Raw genomic sequence first — 22,312 nt, forward strand, 5'->3', positions numbered from 1 at the left:
ACCTCTCCCGCTTGGCGTCAGTACATGTATTGCTGCATCCTCTGATAGAAGCAGTCGCACTTGTTTATGTATTCTTCGTCCCGATATCCGGTGCGGAGATACCCGTACGCCTTGCCGCAGGCGACCTTCGTCTCGGACGCCCAGGTGAATGCCGGGCTGCGCGAATTGATCCAGGCCGGACTTGCGGCGACGTTGACCGCCTCCGTCATCCGCAGAACGACTTCGCCGGTCAATTGACCGGGGTCCTCGATCAGAAGCATCGCCGAGGAGTCGACAACCGGGCATATCGCTCCATACCGAAGAAGATCGGCTGCGCTTGTCACCGATGTGAGCGCGATAACTTGTGTCAGTGCCAGAATGATTTTCTTCATACCTGCCCTTCCCCTGCGGCCCGTGCGAAACACAGTATATGCGACTGCTTCCGGATTGCCACGGCCGGATCGCACCCAATTCGAATTTCCCGAACTCGTTGCAGGAGTGCAACGAGTTCAATGCTTGATCTGCACCCACCGCGTGCGCCCACTCACACCGTGACCGGCGCCGCCGGATCGTCGTCATTGAACAGGATGGTGACCGCCGTGGGGTGCGTCTGAATGTTTGCAATGGTCACCCAGTCAGCGCCTGTTCCCGCACCATCGACATCCACCTGGAGATCGCCTGCATTCGTGTCGGCCCCGCTGCCGTCCCTGTCGTACCGGACGTAGGCGCTGAGACCAGACGCGCTGATGTCGGGCAGGATGTCCGTGAGGTCGACAATGTCGCCGGCAGCATAATCCACGATTACATCGTGTATTCCCAGTCCCGCCTCGGCGACCGCACTCGCCTCGAAAAGGAATGTGTCGTTGCCGGTTCCGCCCGTCAGCGTGTCGGCTCCCAACCCCCCTGCCAGAATGTCGTCGCCGGACCCGCCCGACAGGATGTCGTCGCCACCCAAGCCGGCAAGTATATTATTGTTACCATCTCCCGTTAGTGAATCGATGCCATCCGTACCTATCTGGTTGGTTCCGTCATCTGGAATGATATGGATATCAATGGAGGAGTTCACCGTATCGCCATCATGGTCCGACCCAACGATTGGAAGCTCCATGTCTATTGATTGGAGCGCAGCATCCACCTCGAAGGTAAATCCGCCCAAGGTGAAATTGCCTGTTCTCGCGCTGCCCGCGATCTCGACCGCGTCGAACGGCGTGTTCGAATTAATCAGATAATAATAGCCTTCCGGGAGGCCTACCACGGATATGATCCCGTTTGCGTCAACAGTCGTGACAATCGACACTGTATTGTCATTAGGATCGGTCCAAGTGTAGATCGTTCCGCCGCCCGAGATCACAAGGCTAAGCTGGTTGAGCGAGAGGTTGTTAAGGTCCGGTTCTGCTGAATAGAACGAGACTTCATTCAGAGAAAGCGCAATGGTCGAATCACCGGATCCATCAAGAATGAGCACGTTGTCATCATCGGCGTCGAGCGCCTTAATCGTGAAGTTCGCCTTGGCCTTCCCGTTAATGCGATTGATCTCCTGATAAAAGACCTTGATCGGATCATGCGTATCGAAATCGAATCCGTTTTGCGTCGTAGCAAGAGGCAGCACATTCGTCACGAAATCGAAACGGATAACATCGTTGCTGTCGAGGCTCTGCCCGCCTCCCACGCCAAACCGACCGTTGCTCGTGTTTACAGTGGACAGAACGCCATTGTCGGCTGCGGTCGCAATAACGCCGTCCGAACCCGTGCCGTCATCAATTGGTTCTTGGGTCAATGCGTAGCCGGGCTTGTTCCCACCAGAAATCCCGACCAGACTTGCTGAGTCGAACTCAGCACCAATGCGGAGTTGGCCTTCCAAGTCAACAATATAGGTATCCGTGGCCGGATCAAGCGTAATGGTGAAAGCAAGCGTATTGGTGCCCGATGCACGCGCCTCGACAATCGTATCGCCGCTCGCTGTCGCAACGATGTGATAGAATAGCGTTTCACCGCCGAACTTGATCGCCTGACCGCTTTTATCAAACACTTGCTGGCCATTGATCAGCGCCGTGTCAAATTCGACCTTGCCCGGTTCGTCAGCCCCCACCGCCGATGCGAAGGATAATTCGAATGTCTGCGCATCGCCCGAGCCGGGAGCGCCTGAATTGAAAAGGAAACTCGCCTCCGGATAGAAGATTGCCGGCACGTCGTTTTCGACCTTCACCGTCAGCGAGCCGGCGTCGATGACGACGGTATCCCCGTCACCGTCTGCCGCGACAAATCCGGTAGAGATGTCGATGATGACCGACCGGTCGTCATCTCCAAGTGCGGTCAGGTGATCCACCTGGTCGAGCAGTTCGAACGTGAATTGGTCGTCCGCCGGATTGTCCGGCGTACCGGTCCCGCCCGTCTGGCTGATCTTGAAGATGATGCGACCGTCGTCGGCAACGCCATGTATCTCGGTCGCCGACACCACATTCCATGTGATTGCATCCCCTTTGGACGTGATGCCCGTCACTGTCGAGCCGTCGAAGGAGACTAGATCGTTGTTGAGTGTAATGGCGCCCGCGCCGTCGGCGCCGAAATTGACCAGCGTCGCGATGGCCGCGTAGGTCAGCACCACCGTGGTCGTCTTGCCACCCTCGTCATTGCCGGTCGAGCCCTCGATGCCAGGCAGAACCACCGCCGGATTGTAATTGTCGAGCGCATCCTCGTGGACGGGGTTCGAAATCGTAACGGCATTGTTTGCCGGACCGTCATCCTGGAAACGGAACGCACCGCCGATCTCGGCGGTAGCAGTGGCGGTGTCGAGATCGCCGTCGGTGATCTTCGCCGTCAGCACGATCAGGTCCGCCGCCATCGTCTCGGCAGCCGCCCCCGTCTCGGCCGGGTCGGCCGGATCGTCGTGACGGATCGCCCGGTTCTGGATCAGCGTCACCTCGCCGGTCGCCGGATTGAGGTCGATCGTGAAGGCCACCGTGCCGGTGGCGCCCGCCAGATAGCCCTCGATATCCCCGCCGCCATTGACGCGAAGCAGGATGGCATCGCCCGAAAGCGTGTCGAAAAGACCACTGGACGTCCCGTTTCCGCCGGCGATTCCCAGCGAATAGACCAGCGCGCCGGCGTCCGGAACGTTGTCATCATTGAGATCCAGGAAGCCATCGCCGCCGAAAGCGGGGCTGAACAGGCCGGCAAAGGAAACCGGCCCCGCCGCGTCGACGACGTCTGTGTCGTCGGTGACAAACACGGGAGACTCGGCGTCGGCCACAAGCGCGACGGACGGCACATCGTCGATGTTTACATAGTTGAAGGTCGTTTGCGCAGTGTTGCCGTCTCCGTCCTCCGCCACCAGAGGAACGCCACTGATAATCGCAAAATTGTCGGCATCGACGCCAAACTGATGCGGGAAACCCTGCAGGAGCTCGATCACGATCACGCCTGCGCCTTCGGTCCCGGCAGGTATGTTCGAGGCAAGACCGACTGTGATCTTTATGAACGGAGTCGCGGAGCCGTTCACGAATCCGAAGATGGTTTGTCCGTCCGGAGCGAGCACCCAGTTGAACACCACCGGGTCTCCGTTGGCGTCGAGGATGACAGCGCCGTTTGAGTCGAGAACGGCGATTCCGGTCAGATTGGACCCGAAACGAAGATCCACGACCGGCGACGTTCCAGCGCGAATGACGACATCGGCCGTATCGTTCTCGGTGTCGAGAGGCTCGTCGGTGCCTCCCACCAGCCCGCGGTCCGAGACGACCGGCACGTCCGGGTTCACCCGAATGATACTCAGCGCCTCACGTGATTCCGCCAGCCCCGCGAAAAGCTCCCGGTTTTCAAGCTCGGGGAACTGGAGCGCGGTCGGCGGCAGCAGGCCGAGAATTCCGGGCGCGGGACCGATGCCGCCCTGGACGGCATCGAAGTCGCCGCCGGAACTTGAAGGATTCCCGGAAACCGCCACGAGCGCGCCATTGGGTCCGGCAGCAATGTCGATGCCGCTCGCATCGAGAGCCGCCACCAGCGTTTCCTGCGGAAGCAGAATATCGCCCAGATAAAATGTCGGGATATTGACCGCGCCGCCGACGATGACGATCTCGGTGCCATCCGGCTGGCGCAGAACCAGATCGCGGCCGACGACGCGAACATTCTCCAGCGACACGCCGCTTGGCAATCGCACGACATTGCCGGGTCCCGGAATGATCTGGGAAGGCACTTCGGCTTCCGCGGTTTCCGCCTCCGCTTCCGGATCGGGTTCGGGAGCCGCGTCGACCGGCGCCAGATCGTCGAATTCGCCCGCCGGGGCATCGTCTGCCTGGGCTACGACGATTTCATCTGCACCAGAGAGGCCGGGGCGGTTAACGCTTTCCTCACCATCAAGCCGGAAATCGCCATCTGCGTCACCGCGAAAATTGTCGATCGCCATTACTCAACTCCCCAAATACCCGGCGATATCCAAGCAGCAAGATTTGGGGGGTGGCAATCCTTTCGTAACGGAAGCGCATAACATGCAATGCGTTGGGTTAAAAAATTAACCGTTGGTTAACATATCGGCATATTATTTTATGTCGTCCTGCCGCCCGATCGTTCCACTTTTACGCGTTTCGTTTCCACCTCGTTCACCGCGTCCCTTGAGAGCGCCTAAAGGGAAGAACCGTAACCTGTCCCAAAAAAATCCAGGGACAGCGTCATGCGTAAACTTGAACATGCTGCGAAACATCTGCGGGCCGCGGGCCTTGGGCTTGTGATGGCTGGCGCTGCCGCCGGCGCTACGGCGGGTGAGCCAGACTCCCGGCTCGCGGAGGGCTGGGGCTATCGCGTCGCGGGTGTCTTCTCCATTGCCGCAGACACGGCAAGTCCCGATCATGCTATAAGGCGGATTGCCCTCAGTCGGGTGCCCTCTCCTTCCGCACCGCCGCGATCTCCGGTATTGTCCCGCTCGAGCACGAGAAGCGGCATCGACGATCACGCCGGTTCGGGATCCACCGGAACTGCCGGTTCAGGCTTCTTCGGAACTGTCGCCATTCCGTTTTCCGGCATTGCGAGTGAAGCCAGCTGGCTGAAGGTCAGGAATGCAGGTATTTCAGCTTCACCCTGCAAGGGAGACCCGGTATGCGAGGCACGCAACGGTCTGTCGAAAGCCACGCTGCGGCTGGCAGAGAACGGCGCATTTTACGAAAAGCTGACGGCTGTCAATCGCTACGTGAACGACGCCATCAGATACGAAAGTGACCACAGCATTCGTGGTGTGGAAGACTACTGGGCCTCACCCGCCGAAACGATGACGCTCGGGCGTGGTGATTGCGAGGACTTCGCGATCCTCAAATACGCAATGCTGCGGGAATTGGGAGTGCCGGGGCGGAGCTTGTCACTCGTGATCTTGCGCGATACCGCCCGCAATCTCTATCACGCGGTCCTCGCCGTGAGCACAAACAAGGGCAACTTCATTCTCGATAACGTTCGGGACGCCGTACTGCCCGACGTCCGCATCCGGAATTACCAGCCGCTTTATTCCTTTTCCGACGGGCGATCCTGGATCCATGGCGTGCAGAGTGATCAGAAACTGGCCGGAGCACCGCGGTTCGTCGGGGATGTCAGTCCCGGGGAAAGCGCCGTCCTCACCACCGTTGAGGCGCCTCTTCCGCCCAGCCTGATCTCAGACCTGAGGCCGGTCTTTCGCCCCTGAACGGCCAGCCTTCGCGGGTGACTATGAAACAATGTAGCCGACAACGAGATCCTCGACCCAGCAAGGAGCGAGGACGGCGTTGAGTCTGCCCCTGACACGGCGATCATTGAGGCCGAGCGCGAATCCGAGAGACAAGGGCGATTGGTTTGCAAGCTTGAGACGCTCGACCAATTCATCCATGTTCATATCAAGTTGCAGCCGCAAGCGATTGTCTACCTTATCAACCTCCGCCGCCGGCATGTTCGCGCGTATATAGCCAATAAAGGCGGGATTATGGGCGCGGACCTGGCGGGCCGTCGACAGGACGAAGACCGGAGACGGACACGCCGCCACCATCGCCCGGACATTGGCCATCGAATTGCGATCGCGAAAATTGCGAACATCTCGCTCCAACCAACTGATTGCGAAGGAGCGGACCTTGGCCGTCAGGTTGAAATTTTTCTCATCCGGCGATCCGGCGATACTCGAAACGATATCTCCCAAGGGAATGTGTTCTTCATCGGATATCCTTTTCAAAACATCCCAATAGACGCGCTCCAGCTTCAGACCATAGCGCCTTCCCGAAGAACTCAAGGCACGAAAGAAGGGCGAATGCTCCTCCCCAGTGGTCTCCATGATTGCCTCTCGCAAGCTATCCGGCATGGCTGGTGACACTCTTTAACGCTCTGTAAGCGCCTCGAGACGCGCCTTGTTTATGGGTTTCAGGAGATAGGACAGTATGGTTTTTCTGCCCGTTAATATGTCCACCGCGCAAATCATCCCGGGCGTGATGCTGTAGGCTTTTCCATCACGGCTCAGCTGGGAAGACGCCGTGCGGACACGAACCTCGAAATATGCCTCTCCGGTCTTCTGATCAGTCACGCTGTCGGAACCGACATTGACCACTTCGCCCTCCAACCCGCCATATATCGAGAAGTCGAATGCCGTCACTTTCACCAGGGCTTCCTGTCCCGGTACGACGAAAGCCACATCCCGCGGAGAAATGCGGGCTTCCACCAGGAGTTCGTCAGTGCTCGGAACCAGACCGGCAACCACGGTACCGGGCTGGACGAAGGATCCAAGGGTATTGATCTCCATCGTATTGATGACGCCATCCACCGGCGCTCGGATTTCCGTTCGCTCCACTCTGGTGGATTCTCCGCGTGCGGATTCTTCGAGAACCGATAGTTCAGCCAGCACTTCCGTCTTTTGCTTGAGAGCTTCCTGCCTGAATTGCAGGTCCAGGTCCTGCAATTGGAAATGGGCCTCCCTCACCGCGCCCTCGATGCGCGGTATCGTTTCCTTCAGCACGCTGATCTCGCCCCGGTCGTTGTTTACAGCGCGCTGCACCCGAATGAGTTCGGTTTCCGCTACGAGTTTCCTTCTTGCCAGCGGTCCAATCAGGTCGAGTTCCCTCTGGTTGATCGCGAGACTGCCTTCAAGACGCGCCAGATTCGCACGGGCTTCGTCGAGTTCACGCTCTTTTTGAATTACGCGCTGCTCAAGCACGGAACGCGTGTTTCTCTGCGCCTGCCTGCGGACCGCGAGCAGTTCCCTTTCGCTCTCGCAAATTCCCGAAGCAACGGTCTCTACAGACTTGGGGCAAGCATAGTCTGTCTCAAAGTCGCCAATCTCCTCCAGATACAGTCTTGCCGCCTTTGCGGTAAGGGACCGGGCACGGGCCTCGACCTCGCCCAGGCCCGCGGTCGATGTTGAATCATCCAGCCTTATGATCAGATCGCCCTGTTTTACCGACTGGCCGACACGCGCGGCAATTTCCGCGACCACGCCCGGCTCCGTTGCTTGAACAATCTGTGTTTTACCCGCCGGAATGACGCGCCCTTCTCCGCGGGCGACCTCATCGATCTCCGTGAGATATGCCCAAACGCCGAAACTGAGGATGATAACCACAATCAGACCAATCAAGGTCTTTGCGGCGCCTGCCACGTTATCACGCCTCCGGTTCACGTCCCGCTCCCGATATCATCCTTTCGTCTGCGCCCCCTCTGCGCGCGCCGAGAGGGCTTCGAGAACCTTTGCCTTCGGACCATCGGCAATAATCTTTCCACGATCCAGCACGACAAGGCGGTCGACCAATTCCAACAGACTGTAACGATGAGTGGAAATCAGCAAGGTCACCTCGGGTTCGAGCGCGACCCTCAGGGTGTTTATCAATTGTTTTTCCGAAGCCATGTCCATGGCTCCGGATGGCTCGTCGAGGAACACGATTTTCGGCCTGGTCAGCAGCAGCCGCGTGAGGGCGACGGCTTGCCTCTGGCCGCCCGACAGACTCGAACCTCGTTCCCCCACTGCGAGATCATAGCCGCGCGGATGCTGCGCCGCCATCTCGTCGACGCCGGTTCTACGCGCGGCAGACACGATTTCCTCGTCGGTGGCATCTTCTCTGCCGAGCAGAAGATTTTCCTTCAATGTCCCCGAAAACAGGTCAATGGACTGCCCGACGAACGAAACCGCCGATCGAACTTCCGCGGGATGGAACTGCTTCAGATCGATTCCATCGAGTAGAACGCGACCCTCCTGAGCGGTGTAGAGGCCACAAAGCAATCGGCCTACGGTTGTCTTACCCGAGCCGATGCGACCGATGATCCCGACGCGTTCGCCGCTCTTGATCGATATGTTGAGGTCTCTCAACACCCATGCATCGCTCCGGGGGTATTGAAAGCCCACGCCCCGAAACGCCAGATCGCCGGTCGTGACCTGGCGGTTCACGAAGCCGACGGTACTCGGGCGATCTTCAGCTTGCTGCATGATGCCGTTCAGAATGCGCAGAGACAAACTGGCCTGGCGGAAACGCGCCAGGGTAAGTGCGGTTTGCGAAAGGGAACCGACCGTCCGGCTGGAGAGCATCACGGTGGCAATTATTGCTCCGGTGGTGATATGGCCGGCCGCAAACTCGAAGGCCCCCGCTATGACCACCAGGATCGTAACAAATTGCTGAACGAACTGGGTGGAATGTGTCGCGCCGGACGACAACTGCTTTATCTCCTCCCCCGTTTTGGAGGAGCGTTTAGTCAATTCCGACCATTTCCGCAAAAGGGGTACTTCCGCACGCAGCGACTTGACGGTTTCGATCGTGGAAATGGTTTCCACGAGAAGCGACTGGCGCTGGGCTGCTTCGTTGGCGGCGCGTGAAACCCGCTTGCCGATGCGGTACTGCGCGACGAGGCCAATCCCGACCGCGAGAAAGAAGGCCCCTAGCGGTATGACAAACAGCCACCCGGCCACCAGGTAGATAACAAACAGGAAGACGAACATGAAACATGCGTCGATAAAGGTGGCGATCGTGTTGGACGTGAAGAATTCGCGCACGAATTCATACTGACCAATCCTGTTCGCGTATTCGCCGGTCGACGCGGGGTATGCCGACAGACTTGTGAACATCACCTTCTCGAACAGCGCGTAGGAGAGTTTCACGTCCACCGCCCGTCCGGTGCTGTCGATGATCGAAGCGCGCGCGGCCTTGAGCAGCAGATCGAACAACACGGCAAGACCAACGCCTACGGCAAGAACGAGCAGGCTCGAGGTGGCCTTGTTCGGTAAGATCCGGTCGTAGACATTCATGATGAAGATCGGTGAGGCCAGGGCCATCAGATTGATGAAGAACGCCGCTACCGCCACGGCGACATAGGAGCGCCAGAAAGGAGCGAGTGTGGCGTACAGCCAATGCGGTCGCTCCATTTCTTCGGCCTCGCCGAGTTCGGCCCGTTCGGCGGCGTTGGAATACGCAACCGAAAAGACGAAGGCGCGATCTATGCCCAAACGACGGAGATCGTCGAAAGAGGCTTCATATCCCTCGATCGCGCCTGCCGTCGGTATTTCCAGATGACCGGGATGAGGTTCGGCCACTACCGGCAGGAAACGCCCGTCGGAAAGTTCGAAGATAGCCGGCAGTTCGAGGCGACCCGGCCTCAGCGCATCGCCGGACATCCTGACAACCGCAAGACCCGCTCGGCGCGCCACCCGCTCGACGTCTTCAAGTTGCAGGCGTTCCTCCGGTGCCGGAACGCCATCGAACAGGACCGTCAGCGAGCTGGGACGATTGAAATAACCGGCTATCGCCTGGACAGCGTCGCGAAACTCTACCGTTTGGACCGGTGACTCGTGGAGTTCACCTGCCTCCACATATGATCGCTTCAATGACCGTCACCATACCGGCAGTTCACTTTCTCCGCACAGGGCTCAGCAGATCCATCGGAAGTTCGTTGACCTGTCGCGAGGGTACGCGCGCATAGGTTTCCGTCGGAGGCGTTTCCGGAACCTGGAATTCGGTTCTGGCGTATGCCTCCGCCTGCTGGGGCGGTTGTACGTTCATATGACTCAGCAACCGACCGGTCGCGGCCATAAGGCGATACTCGGCAAAAAGTGATGCATATCTGGCCGTCACCTCCAGAACGCCGACATTAAACCGGGTATTCTGGGCGTCGAGAACGTCGAGCAATGACCGCTGGCCGATGGTGAATTGCTGGCGATAGGAGTTTACGAGCCCGGCGTTTTGTGCAGCTTGCTGCCTGAGGGTGCCCGCGAGACTGCTTTGCCGCTGACGCTCGTCCCAGGCCAGACGTACGCTTTCCTCGATATCGCGATGGACTTCATGCAGCACCAGTCGCTGCTCGCTGGCCCGCCGGATCTGCTCCTGTTCATTGGCCTTGTCTATACCCCCTCGATAGAGGTTCCATTTTGCGACAATGCGGGCCTGCAGGTCGGTGGTCGAACCGTCCGCACCATCGATATCGTGTCCGGCGCGGGCGCGTCCCTCAAGAAATATTTCCGGGGCAAATTTGGACCTTGCCGCATCGACGAGAGCGTCTGCCGCGTCGATATCGGCGTTGGCCAGGTGGATGCGCGGGTTGTTCGTGCGAGCTTGGCCGATTGCGTCATCAAGCGACCTGGGAAGCGCATAGGCAACGGACGGAGGAACCGCCACGTTTTCCAACGGCTTACCCACCAGCCTTAGGAAACGAATTTGAGCGGCGGCCAGATCCTGCTCGCTCTGCTTTAGGCGCGCCTCCGCGGCAAGCACCCGCTCGCGAACCTGCTGTCGGTCTGCTTCCGTCAATGTACCGCCGGCAATGCCGGACGATATGTTGCCCTGAATGGAGCGATGGAAATTAAGGTTCCTGACGGCTTCGTTTACGATTCCCGCCTGCACGAGATATTCGAGATATTCGCGCACCACCTGGAGGCCGATATATTCGCTGCGCTCCAGGACTCGGAACGAGGCGCTGTCCACGCGCGACGCCTGCCGCTCCAGCTCGGCGCGGCGTCCCCCGCCGTCAAAGAGCTTCTGCGTTACCACACCCGAGACTTCACCGGGAGAGAGACTGTCGTTCTCGATTCCAAGCGCACGGCGCGACGGATTGTCGAGCCGGCGTGCACCGGCGGAAGCCTCGAGGTCGACGCTGGGAAGATAAAGTCCTCTCGCCTGTCGGAGCTCGAATTCGATGGCCTCCCGATTTTCAACCGCCTGTCCGATTTGCGGATTTGCCTCGACGGCGACCGCGATCGCCTCCTGCAACGTCATCGCTGCCGCATTGAACGAGACCAGCGCGGACGCCGCACCAAGGATAGCCGTTGCAGTTCTCAAAACACGAAAACTAATCGGAGATCGCATTATTATCCATTCCTCAGATCAAACCGCCAGTTCGCCAATGGCTGGAATCTCACCAATTTCGATAGGATGTAGCAATTTTTGACGCCAACGCCCAACAAAAACATTACGTAACGACAAGCATGTTCCGTCTGTGTGGCAATGTAACAACAATAAGGCCGTTCGCTCCGCTCATCGAACAACCACAAGGTCGCCCAGCCTGATGTTCTCGTAGAGGTCGATCACGTCTTCGTTGAGTAGCCTTATGCACCCCGACGACACGGCGCGGCCGATCGTCCAGGGCTCATTGGTGCCGTGTATCCGATACAGGGTCGCACCCAGGTATATGGCGCGGGCCCCAAGTGGATTTCCTTCACCCCCCTCCATCCTTGCCGGGAGTATCCGTCCGGCGGCCGCCTCGCGTTTTCTCATCTCGGCGGGCGGCGTCCAAGCCGGCCATTCCATTTTCCGGCTGACGCGCTCGGATCCCTTCCATTCGAACCCTTCGCGTCCCACACCGATCGAATACATCACTGCCTTGCTGCCATCGACGACGCGAAAGAGCTTTCTGCGGGATGTCTCGATGACAATCGTGCGAGGCGGGTATTTGCTCGGGAACGCGACCACTTGTGGAGAGTTGACAGCGCGGTCACGGGGGCGAACCGAAAGCTGGAAAGTCCCGCTGCCCGGGTCGGATATCCAGCGACCCGTGCGGGGATCAAACCGCAGCGTCTCCGCTCCCGCCGCAAATACCGTCCCCAGCGTCAAGGCGCAGATCAGCCCAAACACTGCGCTCAGCCTGGCAAGAATTCCCGACATCCGGCCCCCTCCTTCCCTGCCAAGGGCATGGAAACTGGGTGTACAAGCAGAATTGGGAGCAAGATCGCTGAAACAGGCCGGGTTGACAACCATGTTCGAGCGAACCGGTGGCGATCGGGCGGCATTGCATCCAGGGCGCTCGAACGGTGATGTTGGCTGGGGATGTAGTCTGCGTCGAACCAGCATCTGGCCGTTTTCCCTGTTTCGCGGGAAAAAACAGGGAAAATCCTCAATATCATATCATTTCTGGTGAACTTGGAGGCAATCGCCTTGCAATTCCAATGCTTTAGGACGGTTTCCCTACTTCTCAAAACAGGGAAAGATTTTTCCATAACAGGGAATCTAGATACGAGGACGGACATCGTCTGACGCGTTCGCATACGCGAAAGAAGAACGGTACGCGCTACACCTACTACGTATCCGCCGACTCCACGCGAAACACTCGATCCCGAGCCAGGCTACGCATTCGCTGCGATATTCTGGAATCGATGGTTCGAGACCGAATCCTGCCGCTGATATCGGATACGCAACGTCGCACCGAGTGGGCTGACGCTGCCGGACTTCCCCCGGACGCCTTCCACACGTTCATAAACTGGCGGGGCCCGGAAGATCGCGTCGAGCGGGACCACCTTGTCTTCTCGCTGGTCGAGAGAGCCGAGATCGGAGACGGCAGGGCAAAATTGATCCTCAATCCCGATTATCTGATGCGGCACATCCTTGGCCAGGACCGATTACCGGAGCCGAGAGCAATCAACACACATGTCATCGATCTGAGCGATCCGATCCTCGCCTATCGGTCCGACGCTCCGAAACACCGCATCATTCACAGGACTCAAACTCCGTGCAACCGCCGTGAAAACGGTAGGCGATGGTTTGCACTGCTCGCCACCGGAAAGGCAAAAGACATGTACGAAATCGCCACAGCCCACGGAGTTTCACAATCCACCGTCAGCCGTGCCATTGCGGAAGCCTTGGAGATATAAGGGACGAAGTTGCAAGAATTTTTCCTCCTGTAAGAAATCTCGAGAATAGCAGATGCGCGAAGTAGGTATTCAACCGACGCTACGATGGATCTTGGCACTTCCGCCGCAAAAGATTTTTTAAATTGGTGGCCGATCAGGATGGGCAGGGACCGATTGGAAGCGATGATCGACACCACTTTTCTTGCTGTCCAGAGGCGAATCTGGTCAGATGACGAGACGAGTTTTCGATCTCGGAACTTAATGAATGGATAAATCTAGGGGCCGTGACACGTGTGTTTGGATTGTTTGCATGATTTTTTAGTGTTAAACGATTTATACGGTGGGATATTCATTACTATATCTTCTTATATCTCTCTTGTGTTGATAATTATATTGATATACAAATTGTTATTTCTCCTTAAATGACTAATTATATTATAGTTTCTAAATTGTTATTTTTTAATAATGCGGGTCACACACGTATATAGGCCCCAATTAATTAGAGCTGTATAGAAAGGTCACAGGCGAAATGGTGTCGCAATGAAACCGGCACACGCAACCAGCCCGTGTTGCTGATCAGGACCCGAAAACTCTAGCGTCCGCCGAGGGTGCATCCGGTAGCGCTTCAAAACCGGAAGAGGCGCAACGATTTAGTTGCGATAGTATTTCTAGACGGATACTCCTTGGCCCTCATAGATAGAGAAACCATACTTCGCCGATGAAAGTCCTGCATGTTTTCAAGACCTACCTGCCGGAGGATTTCACCGGCATTCCCCGCGTTATCCACGCGATCGCCGAGGGGTTGACGCCGCTTGGCGTGGAGAGCCATGTCTTTGCGCTGTCCGATACGCCGGACCGCGCACCGGCCATGATAGGCAGTCATCATTTGCACGTGGCGCAACGCGACATTCACATCGCATCGACAAGCTTGTCGATATCTGCGTTCTACCGGTTTCGCGACCTCGCCCGCGATGCCGACGTTGTGCATTATCATTTTCCCTGGCCGATGGGCGACCTGCTGCATTTCTTGCACGGCCGCGGCAAACCCACCATCATTACTTATCATTCGGATATTGTCCGGCAACGTTTGCTCCTGCCGTTCTACAGACCAATCATGCACCGTTTCCTTTCGGCTGCGGACGCGATCGTCGCCACGTCGCCGAACTACATGGGAACGAGCCCGGTACTGGAGCGGCATCGTGACAAGGTTTCCATCATCCCCATCGGCCTTCCTGAGAGGACGCCACCCGACAGTGAGGACCTGGAAAAGTGGCGTAGGCGGCTGGAGGATGGCTTTTTCCTGTTTGTCGGCGATCTACGCTATTACAAAGGCCTGCCTTTCCTCATCGAAGCAGCGCGACGGACCAGCATCCCCGTGGTGGTGGCAGGACAGGGAGCTGCGCCGGATGCGCCGGACAATGTAAAATACGTCGGCGCCGTTTCAGACGACGATCGCGAGGCGCTTCTGTCGCTGTGCCGTGCCTTCGTCTTCCCTTCCCACCTCCGGTCGGAGGCATTTGGCGTTGCTCTGCTGGAAGCCGCCCGCGCCGGAAAACCGATGATCAGTTGCGAGATCGGAACCGGAACGAGCTATGTGAATATCGATCAACTTACCGGACTGACGATTCCACCCGCCGATGCCGAAGCGCTTTCGAACGCCATGCGCAGGCTGGCCAAGGACGCGGACATGGCAACCGCGATGGGGAAGAGCGCGCGTATGCGATACGACAGCCTTTTTCAAATACCCAGGATGCTCGATTCATATAGGGACATCTATTGCCGTGTGACAAATAGCACCGACGAATTCCCAACTTCCGCTTGAAGCCGCGGGGGGCCGAGGTCATACTCGATTGAAATAACCTCATCTGTACTGAACAACTCCTGTGTGGGCAGTCTCTACGGATGCCAAGCGCCCTGTCGCACACACCGATGAAATGACCGCACCGAAGATGCCGGCCCGGACGCTGTTTTGCTCGCTGTTGTCAATCGGTCAGTGGACCATCGGGCGGGGCGCATTGAGCCTCGGAGCATCCTGAAGCTACATCCGGTACCTCCGTAGTAGCGAAGTAAGCATCCGATGAAGACCGCCGCCTGAACGTACTCATTAGTGGGTGCGGTTATGTCTCTTTGCGACCTCGGCTTTGCCGAGGGTTCGGCGACGGGCCGAGTTTTTCGATCCCTTTGCGGATTTCGTCTTCTTCGATCATTTCCGGATCAAACGGACGGCCAAACCAGCGCATGAGGTCGGGATGCTGCTCGTGCTGTGGATCGGCCATGGCTTCGACGAACACGTCGAAGCCGGGAACGCTACCGACGTCGTCCGGCGGGGCGCGACCGGCACCGTCGATGTAGTTAGCGGGGGTATTCTACAGCGGTATCGGCATCGGTGATCGCCTCGATCGTGATCGTGTGCTGACAGTTGTCTCCAAAGTGGTGGGTGTAGGTCAGTTCCGTGACGCCCAGATCAATGAGCGTGCCGAGCTTCATGCTCTTCGCGGAGTAGTTTCTGTCCCACTGGCTGTCCCATTCCGGATCGGAGATGGCATATCGTTTTCCATGGGTCCGGAACTCGAACAGGTGACAGTCCTCGGACGGCATGGCCGCCTGCATAACATCGTGCAAGGCCTTGAGCGTTGCCGTCAGCGTTACCTCGGCGCGCCGCCAGATGGCGGGCTGCCAGTCATCGAGCTGGATCTTCACACGGGCAATTCGGTCGACATGGCTCATGCCTCCAGTCTTGCAGATTGCGGCTTCCGGTTTCACGGCAGGAGATCGGCCAGCCGGTTTTGCGGCGTGTCGGCGATGCGGGCGAGCACTCGGCGAGGCAGGCTTGCGGATCGACATCGTTGAGCTTGGCGGATCCGGCCGGTGGTCGTGTTGCCCTTCGCCAGAATGGGCACCGTCGTATCGTCGCCGTGAAGCCGGTCGGCCGCCAGCACTTTCTCCTCGATCAGGGCATGCAACGGCCGCAAGGCGATTGTGCACGCCCCGACCTGGTCGGCCAGCGTTGACAGGCTGAGCTCGATGCCTTTGCGGGCATAGCGCTTGCTCTGCCGGTTCAGCGGCTGGTGCTGACCGAACTTCTCGAACAATACCATGGCAAGCAGGTTTGGCCCGGCAAAGCCGCGCGGCATGACGTAGAACGGCGCCGGGGGCTGCGTGTTCGTCTCGCACTGCCGGCACGAGAACTTCTCGCGCGCCGTCTGGATCACCTTCCACTGGCGCGGGATCACCTCCAGCGTCTCGGTGACGTCCTCGCCCAGCCTGGACAGATTCGTCGATCCACAGCAGGGGCAATTCTCCGGCGCCGCAATGACGACGCGCTCGCGCGGCAGATGTTCGGGGAAGGGTTTGCGCGAGGGGCGCTTGCGCTCGAACGACGTCACCACGGTCGATCGGGAAGCCTGCTCCGCCGCCAGTTCGTCCTCGGTGGCGTTCGCCTCCAGATCCTCCAGCTGCATCTCGAGTTGATCAAGCAGCCGTGCCTTGCGCCCGGACCGATGGCCGTAGAGCCTGCGCCTGCGCTTCTCGATCTCCAGCTTCAGCCGCGCAATCATCGCATCGGCGCTGGACTTGACCGAAGTCGCACGGGCGGCAAGCGCCTCGGCTTCGATACGCGCGGCACGCTCGGCGAAGATCATCGCATGGGCAGCGGCAAGGTCGGAAGAGAGCAATTCAGCGGTCGACACACAGCGATGGAATCACATCCACCGCCAGGTACCAAGCAAAAACATCGGCCCGATGAGGCCGGCCGCCAGGTTCTCTGCGGCATCCGGCAATCGATGCCTTCGAGCAGATAGCCGAGCTGCGCCGCCGTGATCGTGATGACCCCGTCGGCCGGCGACGGCCAGATGAAGCGCCCGCGCTCAAGCCGTTTGGACAACAGGCAGGCGCCCTGGCCGTCATGCCACAGAACCTTGATCAGATCGCCGCGGCGGCCGCGGAAGACGAACAGGTGTCGTTGTGGGGATCGCGCTGCAACATCTTCTTCAACACCAGCGACAAACCGGGAAAGCCCTTTCTCATGTCGGTGTGGCCCCTTCGCGAGCCAGACCCGCACGCCACTGGGAAACGGGATCATCGCCGCTCCAGCACCGCAAGAACGCGAGCCAGCGCATCGCCATCGACCTCGGCGTCTACACGCACGCACAAATCCGGACCGAGATCGATCTCCATCAAACCGCGTCCCTTTGCCAGCGCCGCTGCCGTGGCATCGTCGGGCGAAAGCCGATCGGCTGTCTTCGTCTCCGCAGTCACCTCCACCGGCAAGAACGTGCCGGGCCCGTGATTGTGCCTCACGCCGACGGCGAAACGCCATCGGTAAAGCAGCGAACGAACAATATCGTGGCGACGAGCCACCTCCGTCACCGTGACACCCGGTTCCAGCGTTTCCGAAACCAATTGCTCCTTCAGAGCCGTCGACCAGCTTCGCCAGCGGCCCGGCCCATTTACTATCTCCGTTCGATGGACGAACACGTGGTTATCCCCGCTATTTGCGTCCTGGCAATCGAATCCACCACGAAATCAGCGATTCATTCCCGCACAAGCAAGGCGGTCCTCACCGGAGGACTACGTAGCGAAGGACTCAACAGTGCCAAAACACGCATCCAGTAATGCAGCGCCGGCCGGCGACGGCAATATCGCGATCCGCGAGGAATACGAAGCGGCCATAGTGCTCGATACGGTTGCAGCCTACGACCTCTTCATCGCGCGGCATCCGTATCATGAATTGGCCGCTAAAGCGCGGCAGAGGCGGGACGTATTGTTAAGGAATGTCGATCAGGATGGGGCACCTGACGGCGAGGAACGTTAGCAAGAGGACGTCTCATGAGCGGAACGGGCCACACAAACACAAGCGTAAGCACAACGGGCAGTCAGTTTGTCGACGGCCTTCTCAGCGGCGTCAAATGGGGTGATTCGACACTCTACTATTCTTTCCCTGCAAGTGACGCCGAGTACGACTATTCGGGCGCGCCGGCCACATTTGCGCCGGTCACCTCGACGATGCAGAAGACCGCCGCCCATTTCGCGCTCAATACGGCCCAAGGGAGCAGCGCGAACGACGGGTTCTCGTTGGAGGGTTTCACCCGCCTCAATGTGGTCCACACGACCACGACCGACGCCCACATCCGCCTCGCACAGTCCGACGATCCCTTGACCGCCTATGCATATTATCCCTCGACAGGGGATTGGGGCGGCGACGTCTGGGTCGGCACGAGCTACAACTACACTTCGCCACAGGCAGGGAACTACGTCTGGCACACCCATCTGCACGAGATCGGCCACGCCCTCGGCCTGAAGCACGGTCAAGAAACGAGCGTCTATGGCGCCCTGCCGTCAAGCTACGATTCGATGGAATATTCCGTCATGACTTACCGCTCCTATGTGGGAGATCCTCTCAGCGGCGGCTATTCCAATGAGACATGGGGGTATGCTCAGACCTATATGATGGCCGATATCGCGGCGCTGCAGCATATGTACGGCGCGAACTTCGCGATAAACAACGGCGATACGGTCTACAAGTGGAACCCGTCTTCCGGGGACACGTTGGTGAACGGCGCGGTCGCGATTAATCCGGGCGCCAACCGGATTTTCGCCACGATCTGGGATGGCGGCGGCACCGACACTTACGATCTGAGCACTTATTCCACGAACCTGACCATCGACCTTCAGCCGGGGGGTTACTCATATTTCGGTGCCGTCCAAATCGCCAATCTCGGAGACGGCAACTACGCACGGGGGAACATCTTCAATGCCCAGCTCTACCAGGACGATGTGCGTTCACTGATCGAGAATGCGATCGGTGGCTCTGGAAATGATACGGTTACAGGCAATCAGGCCAACAATATTTTGACAGGGAACAGTGGCAACGACACTCTTTACGGCATGGGCGGAAGTGACACGCTAGTTGGCGGCGACGGCGACGATGTCAACGATGGTGGCGCGGGGACCGATACTGCCGCCTATGATAGCCTTTCGCGGACCCACTCAATCTCTTGGAGCGGCAGCAACGGGAGAGGCACCGTTTCCGGGGGCGGTACGGATAGTCTCTCGAGCATCGAGTTACTGTCGTTCGTGGATGGCTATTTCCTTTCCGGCAATGCGGCAATTGTAGCCCGCATGTACGACTCCGCATTGGACCGCGATGCCGATTATGGAGGATTGTTCAATTGGATCGCTAGCCTCGACGCCGGCTTGGGCGGTATCGGCCTAGCCGAGTACTTCGTAACGTCGCAGGAGTTCACGCAGACCTATGGCGCACTTGGAAACACCGAATTCGTCACTCTTCTCTATGAAAATGTGCTGGACCGGTCGCCTGATCAGCCGGGCCTTGATTACTGGGTGGACCTGCTGGACTTTGGTTCGAACAGCCGGGCGGAAGTGCTATACGGGATCTCGGAGTCGGTCGAGCACATATCCATTATGGCGAGCGATCGGGTCTCGGGTTCCATTTGGCTCGGCGACGACAACGCTATGGAAATCGCAAGGCTCTATAATGTAGCACTTGATCGCGCCCCGGACGCGGATGGCCTGTCTCAGTGGATTGCCTCTTACAAGGAGGGGCAACGACTTGAGAATATTGCAGAGAGCTTCGTCAATTCGGCTGAGTTTGCAGCGAAATATGGTTCGCTCAGCCATACAGATTTCGTGGCGCTGCTCTACAACAACGCACTGGACAGAGAGCCAGATCAACCGGGACTGGACTATTGGGTATTAGCGCTGGACAACGGTCAGGTGACAACTGCAGACATGCTCATCGGATTCTCCAATTCCACGGAATTCAAGGTTTTCTCTGAGTCGTATATGGACGACGGCATTATGCTTGCATAACGGCCATGACGGTTGACCGACCGGTACCCGAGGCTCTCCAAAAAGCGGAAGAGAAAAAGGTTTTCATTTCAGGACCTGACGCCGTCGTACGGCTTGGAACAGGCTGAGCATCCGGTTGGCGGCGGCATCCCAAGAGAAGCGCCGAGCGTTTTCTCTTGCCGCGGCAGCCAATCTGTCGTGGATTTCGTCGCTCGTGAACAAGACGTGAATCCCTTGCGCCATCTCTCCTATGTCGAGAGGATCGACCAGCAGGCCGCCCGCGCCCGTCACCTCCGGCAATGATCCTCGATTGGACGCAAGGACAGGCACGCCGTACTGCTGCGCCTCGACAACGGGCAGGCCGAAGCCTTCATAGAGAGACGGAAATGCCAGAAACCGCGCGCCGGCATAGAGGTTGGCCAATTCAGGGTCATCCACTCGGCCTGCAAGGCGCACATGCCCAGCGGCAAGCAAGGGGTCAAGCGCTTGCCGGATCGCGCTATCGCGCCAACCGTCACCACCAGCGATCACCAAGCGCCAATCCGCACACGCCGCTCGCCGAGCACGGGAAAACGCCTCGAGAAGTCCTACCAGGTTCTTGCGAGGTTCCAGCGTGCCGACGAAAAGAGCATACGGTCCGTCTTGCAGGTCTAGGCGGCTGAAGAGGTCCAAACAGTCGGTGGGCGCAGTATACGACGCACCAGGATAGATTACTTTTGCATCCCGACCGAGGACAGCTTTGACGTCATGTGCAGTGGCGTGGGAATCTGCGGCGATGAAGTCAGCGCGCGCAACTGCGGCTCGCATCAGGACTTGGTCGGCCAGTCGCCGGCCGATCGTCATGGTTTCCGGGTAGCGGTGCCAAACCAGATCGTGGATCGTAACCAGCGCGGGCACAGAAGCCGGAAGAAATGGCGGTAGCCGGTGTGCTGGTCCCCAAAAAACGTCTGGAGGTGCCTTCCGAACAGCAAGAGGAAGAGCTGTTTCCCCCCAGACAACGCGTCCCGGCCCTCCGGAAAAAGCGCTTGTGACGTGGTTAGCGGCGGCGATCGCATCGAGCGGCGAAGGGTGGCGGTTGGCCGGCCAGTAGAAAGTGAAGGAGACGCCTCTCTCGGACAGGGCGCGCGCGGTCTCGACTAGAACGCGACCAATGCCCGTGATCGCGGGAACCGTGAGATTGCGGACGTCAACGCCGATATGCACAGGAACTCATAGGGCCAGGCTTGGTTGGAAGCGCGGGTTCATATGATCTCTATTTCCGGAAACGGAAAGATGAACTTCCCTCCGCTCGCGAGGTAGTCTCGTTCGCGGCGCAGAATACTGTCTTTGAAGTGCCAAGGGAGGACTAGAAAATAGTCAGGTTCCATGGCTCTGGCCTCCTCTTCCGAAATGATCGGAATGTGACTTCCTGGAGTGAAACGCCCGAACTTTTCTTCATTCACCTCCGCGATTGCGGGAATCTGTGCAGCGGTCAGATTGCAGAATTGCAGGACGACGTTTCCCTTGGTGGACGCTCCATAGCCAAGGATCTTCTTGCCATCAGCCACCAGCGCATCGATCAAGTTGCTGAGGTCCTCGCGGTGACGAAACACCCGTTCTTCGAAGTCACGATATGGACGTGGTGTGCTGAGTCCCATTCGATCCTCCTGCCCCAGAAGCCAGTCTATGACGGCATGGTTAGCGGCAAATCGGCTGTTGCTCTTCTTGGTGGCAGTTACTGCAAAACTTCCGCCATTGACATTGTTCATAACAACATCAACGATCTTGAGATCCGCAGCATCGAGTATCTTCTGGATCGGGCCGAGTGAATAGTATTCGATATGCTCGTGGCATATCGTGTCGTACGAGTTGAGCCGCAGCATCGACGGCATATAGCTCTGCTCAAAATGCCACACTCCATCCGGCGCCAGCACATCGGCGACTTGGCGGGCAAAGGCGACCGGATCTTCGAGATCGTAAAACATTGCAATCGAGGTCACGATTTTCGCGCCTTTGTCACAGACGCTGCGATAGGCATCTGCCGAGAAAAAGTCCGAGACCAACTTCACATCGTCAGGATAAAAAGACGCGAACTTCTTTCCCGTAGGGTCGATGCCGATTCGCCTCACGTCCGGAACCGCATATGCCTTGAGGGTCGTGCAATCATTGCTCCCGATATCAAGTACGACATCGCCGGCGGATATTGACGTCAGCCGCTCAAGATAGCGCACTTTGTTGGTCAAGTGGTCGACCATCGACTGATTGAGGCCGGATCGATACCCGTAGTTATCGCCATACATTTCGCTCGCTTCGTAGGAATGCTTGAGCTGTAACAGCCCGCTTGACGGCGACCACACAAGTTCTAGAGGCCCAACAGTAACTGGCTCAGAGGATGATTTCGGAAAGACACCAGTGAGCGCCTGGTGGCCCAAATTGAGAACCGATATCAAGTCTTCCGATTTGCCGACGCGGCAAGATCTTATGGCAGTGTAATTGACGTCGGACATTCGGGATCTC

At 58.2% G+C, this 22,312-nt stretch carries 18 protein-coding genes and 2 pseudogenes; 5 read left to right on the plus strand and 15 right to left on the minus strand.

The genetic code is table 11. The features are described from left to right. Positions 1–17 precede the first annotated feature (17 nt). Complete coding sequence (locus LC298_RS07330) at positions 18–371, minus strand: hypothetical protein (RefSeq protein ID WP_131567687.1); 354 nt, start codon at positions 369–371, stop codon at positions 18–20. 152 nt (positions 372–523) lie between these two features. Then, positions 524–4,378 (minus strand): DUF5801 repeats-in-toxin domain-containing protein, encoded by a 3,855-nt coding sequence (locus LC298_RS07335; protein WP_223385578.1) that lies wholly within the window; start codon positions 4,376–4,378, stop codon positions 524–526. 264 nt (positions 4,379–4,642) lie between these two features. Here LC298_RS07335 and LC298_RS07340 point away from each other — a divergent pair, with 264 nt between their 5' ends. Next, positions 4,643–5,638: a transglutaminase-like cysteine peptidase gene (locus LC298_RS07340; RefSeq protein ID WP_131571668.1), complete on the plus strand. Its 996-nt coding sequence runs from the start codon at positions 4,643–4,645 to the stop codon at positions 5,636–5,638. A gap of 21 nt (positions 5,639–5,659) precedes the next feature. Here the strand turns inward: LC298_RS07340 and LC298_RS07345 are convergent, their stop codons facing one another. From LC298_RS07345 to LC298_RS07365, 5 genes are all read right to left on the minus strand, one after another. Beyond that, positions 5,660–6,253, minus strand: a complete 594-nt coding sequence (locus tag LC298_RS07345; protein ID WP_158284808.1) for a ribbon-helix-helix domain-containing protein — start codon at positions 6,251–6,253, stop codon at positions 5,660–5,662. A 42-nt stretch (positions 6,254–6,295) separates the two neighbouring features. Next, positions 6,296–7,585, minus strand: a complete 1,290-nt coding sequence (locus LC298_RS07350) for an HlyD family type I secretion periplasmic adaptor subunit (protein WP_199223350.1) — start codon at positions 7,583–7,585, stop codon at positions 6,296–6,298. Between the two features lie 15 nt (positions 7,586–7,600). Further along, positions 7,601–9,775 (minus strand): type I secretion system permease/ATPase, encoded by a 2,175-nt coding sequence (locus LC298_RS07355; RefSeq protein ID WP_223385579.1) that lies wholly within the window; start codon positions 9,773–9,775, stop codon positions 7,601–7,603. A 22-nt stretch (positions 9,776–9,797) separates the two neighbouring features. Further along, positions 9,798–11,249, minus strand: a complete 1,452-nt coding sequence (locus LC298_RS07360) for a TolC family protein (protein ID WP_131571662.1) — start codon at positions 11,247–11,249, stop codon at positions 9,798–9,800. A 168-nt stretch (positions 11,250–11,417) separates the two neighbouring features. Then, positions 11,418–12,044, minus strand: coding sequence for a L,D-transpeptidase (locus tag LC298_RS07365; RefSeq protein ID WP_223385580.1), 627 nt, complete (start codon positions 12,042–12,044; stop codon positions 11,418–11,420). A 488-nt stretch (positions 12,045–12,532) separates the two neighbouring features. Here LC298_RS07365 and LC298_RS07370 point away from each other — a divergent pair, with 488 nt between their 5' ends. Both LC298_RS07370 and LC298_RS07375 read left to right on the plus strand, forming a co-directional pair. Beyond that, a complete protein-coding gene (locus LC298_RS07370) occupies positions 12,533–13,027 on the plus strand; it encodes a LacI family DNA-binding transcriptional regulator (RefSeq protein WP_131571654.1) in 495 nt (164 codons plus the stop codon). Between the two features lie 697 nt (positions 13,028–13,724). Continuing rightward, positions 13,725–14,828 (plus strand): glycosyltransferase, encoded by a 1,104-nt coding sequence (locus LC298_RS07375; protein WP_131571651.1) that lies wholly within the window; start codon positions 13,725–13,727, stop codon positions 14,826–14,828. Positions 14,829–15,123: 295 nt separating this feature from the next. On the opposite strand, the gene LC298_RS17985 is transcribed toward LC298_RS07375, so the two are convergent. The 6 genes and pseudogenes from LC298_RS17985 to tnpA all read right to left on the minus strand — a co-directional run bounded on the left by LC298_RS17985 (position 15,124) and on the right by tnpA (position 17,482). Beyond that, positions 15,124–15,297 carry a hypothetical protein gene (locus LC298_RS17985; RefSeq protein ID WP_280176626.1) on the minus strand — a complete coding sequence of 58 codons (174 nt, stop codon included), beginning with the start codon at positions 15,295–15,297 and terminating at the stop codon, positions 15,124–15,126. A 61-nt stretch (positions 15,298–15,358) separates the two neighbouring features. Beyond that, the gene (locus tag LC298_RS17990) at positions 15,359–15,769 is read right to left on the minus strand and encodes a plasmid pRiA4b ORF-3 family protein (protein ID WP_317851174.1); all 411 of its coding nucleotides are present in this window, start codon (positions 15,767–15,769) and stop codon (positions 15,359–15,361) included. Beyond that, positions 15,766–15,869 (minus strand): annotated as a pseudogene (locus tag LC298_RS18185) (transposase domain-containing protein); the annotation flags it as partial. The pseudogene LC298_RS18185 and the gene LC298_RS17990, both read right to left, overlap by 4 nt. Continuing rightward, positions 15,865–16,647: pseudogene (gene tnpC / locus LC298_RS07385) on the minus strand (IS66 family transposase); the annotation flags it as partial. The pseudogenes tnpC and LC298_RS18185, both read right to left, overlap by 5 nt. After that, positions 16,644–17,087, minus strand: a complete 444-nt coding sequence (gene tnpB / locus LC298_RS18190) for an IS66 family insertion sequence element accessory protein TnpB (RefSeq protein WP_131571648.1) — start codon at positions 17,085–17,087, stop codon at positions 16,644–16,646. The pseudogene tnpC and the gene tnpB, both read right to left, overlap by 4 nt. Further along, positions 17,084–17,482, minus strand: coding sequence for an IS66-like element accessory protein TnpA (tnpA, locus tag LC298_RS07395; RefSeq protein WP_131571645.1), 399 nt, complete (start codon positions 17,480–17,482; stop codon positions 17,084–17,086). Before tnpA ends, tnpB begins: the two co-directional genes overlap by 4 nt. A gap of 115 nt (positions 17,483–17,597) precedes the next feature. Between tnpA and LC298_RS07400 the strand changes: the two genes are divergently transcribed. Next, positions 17,598–17,819 carry a hypothetical protein gene (locus LC298_RS07400; protein WP_131571643.1) on the plus strand — a complete coding sequence of 74 codons (222 nt, stop codon included), beginning with the start codon at positions 17,598–17,600 and terminating at the stop codon, positions 17,817–17,819. Between the two features lie 14 nt (positions 17,820–17,833). Beyond that, positions 17,834–19,837, plus strand: a complete 2,004-nt coding sequence (locus LC298_RS07405) for a DUF4214 domain-containing protein (RefSeq protein WP_131571640.1) — start codon at positions 17,834–17,836, stop codon at positions 19,835–19,837. A gap of 63 nt (positions 19,838–19,900) precedes the next feature. On the opposite strand, the gene LC298_RS18105 is transcribed toward LC298_RS07405, so the two are convergent. Both LC298_RS18105 and LC298_RS07415 read right to left on the minus strand, forming a co-directional pair. Continuing rightward, positions 19,901–21,019 carry a glycosyltransferase family 4 protein gene (locus LC298_RS18105; RefSeq protein ID WP_131571637.1) on the minus strand — a complete coding sequence of 373 codons (1,119 nt, stop codon included), beginning with the start codon at positions 21,017–21,019 and terminating at the stop codon, positions 19,901–19,903. A gap of 38 nt (positions 21,020–21,057) precedes the next feature. Beyond that, positions 21,058–22,302, minus strand: coding sequence for a class I SAM-dependent methyltransferase (locus LC298_RS07415; protein ID WP_131571634.1), 1,245 nt, complete (start codon positions 22,300–22,302; stop codon positions 21,058–21,060). Between the last annotated feature and the right edge of the window lie 10 nt (positions 22,303–22,312).

The organism is Oricola cellulosilytica, assembly GCF_019966575.1.
In the GTDB taxonomy this organism is placed as follows: domain Bacteria; phylum Pseudomonadota; class Alphaproteobacteria; order Rhizobiales; family Rhizobiaceae; genus Oricola; species Oricola cellulosilytica.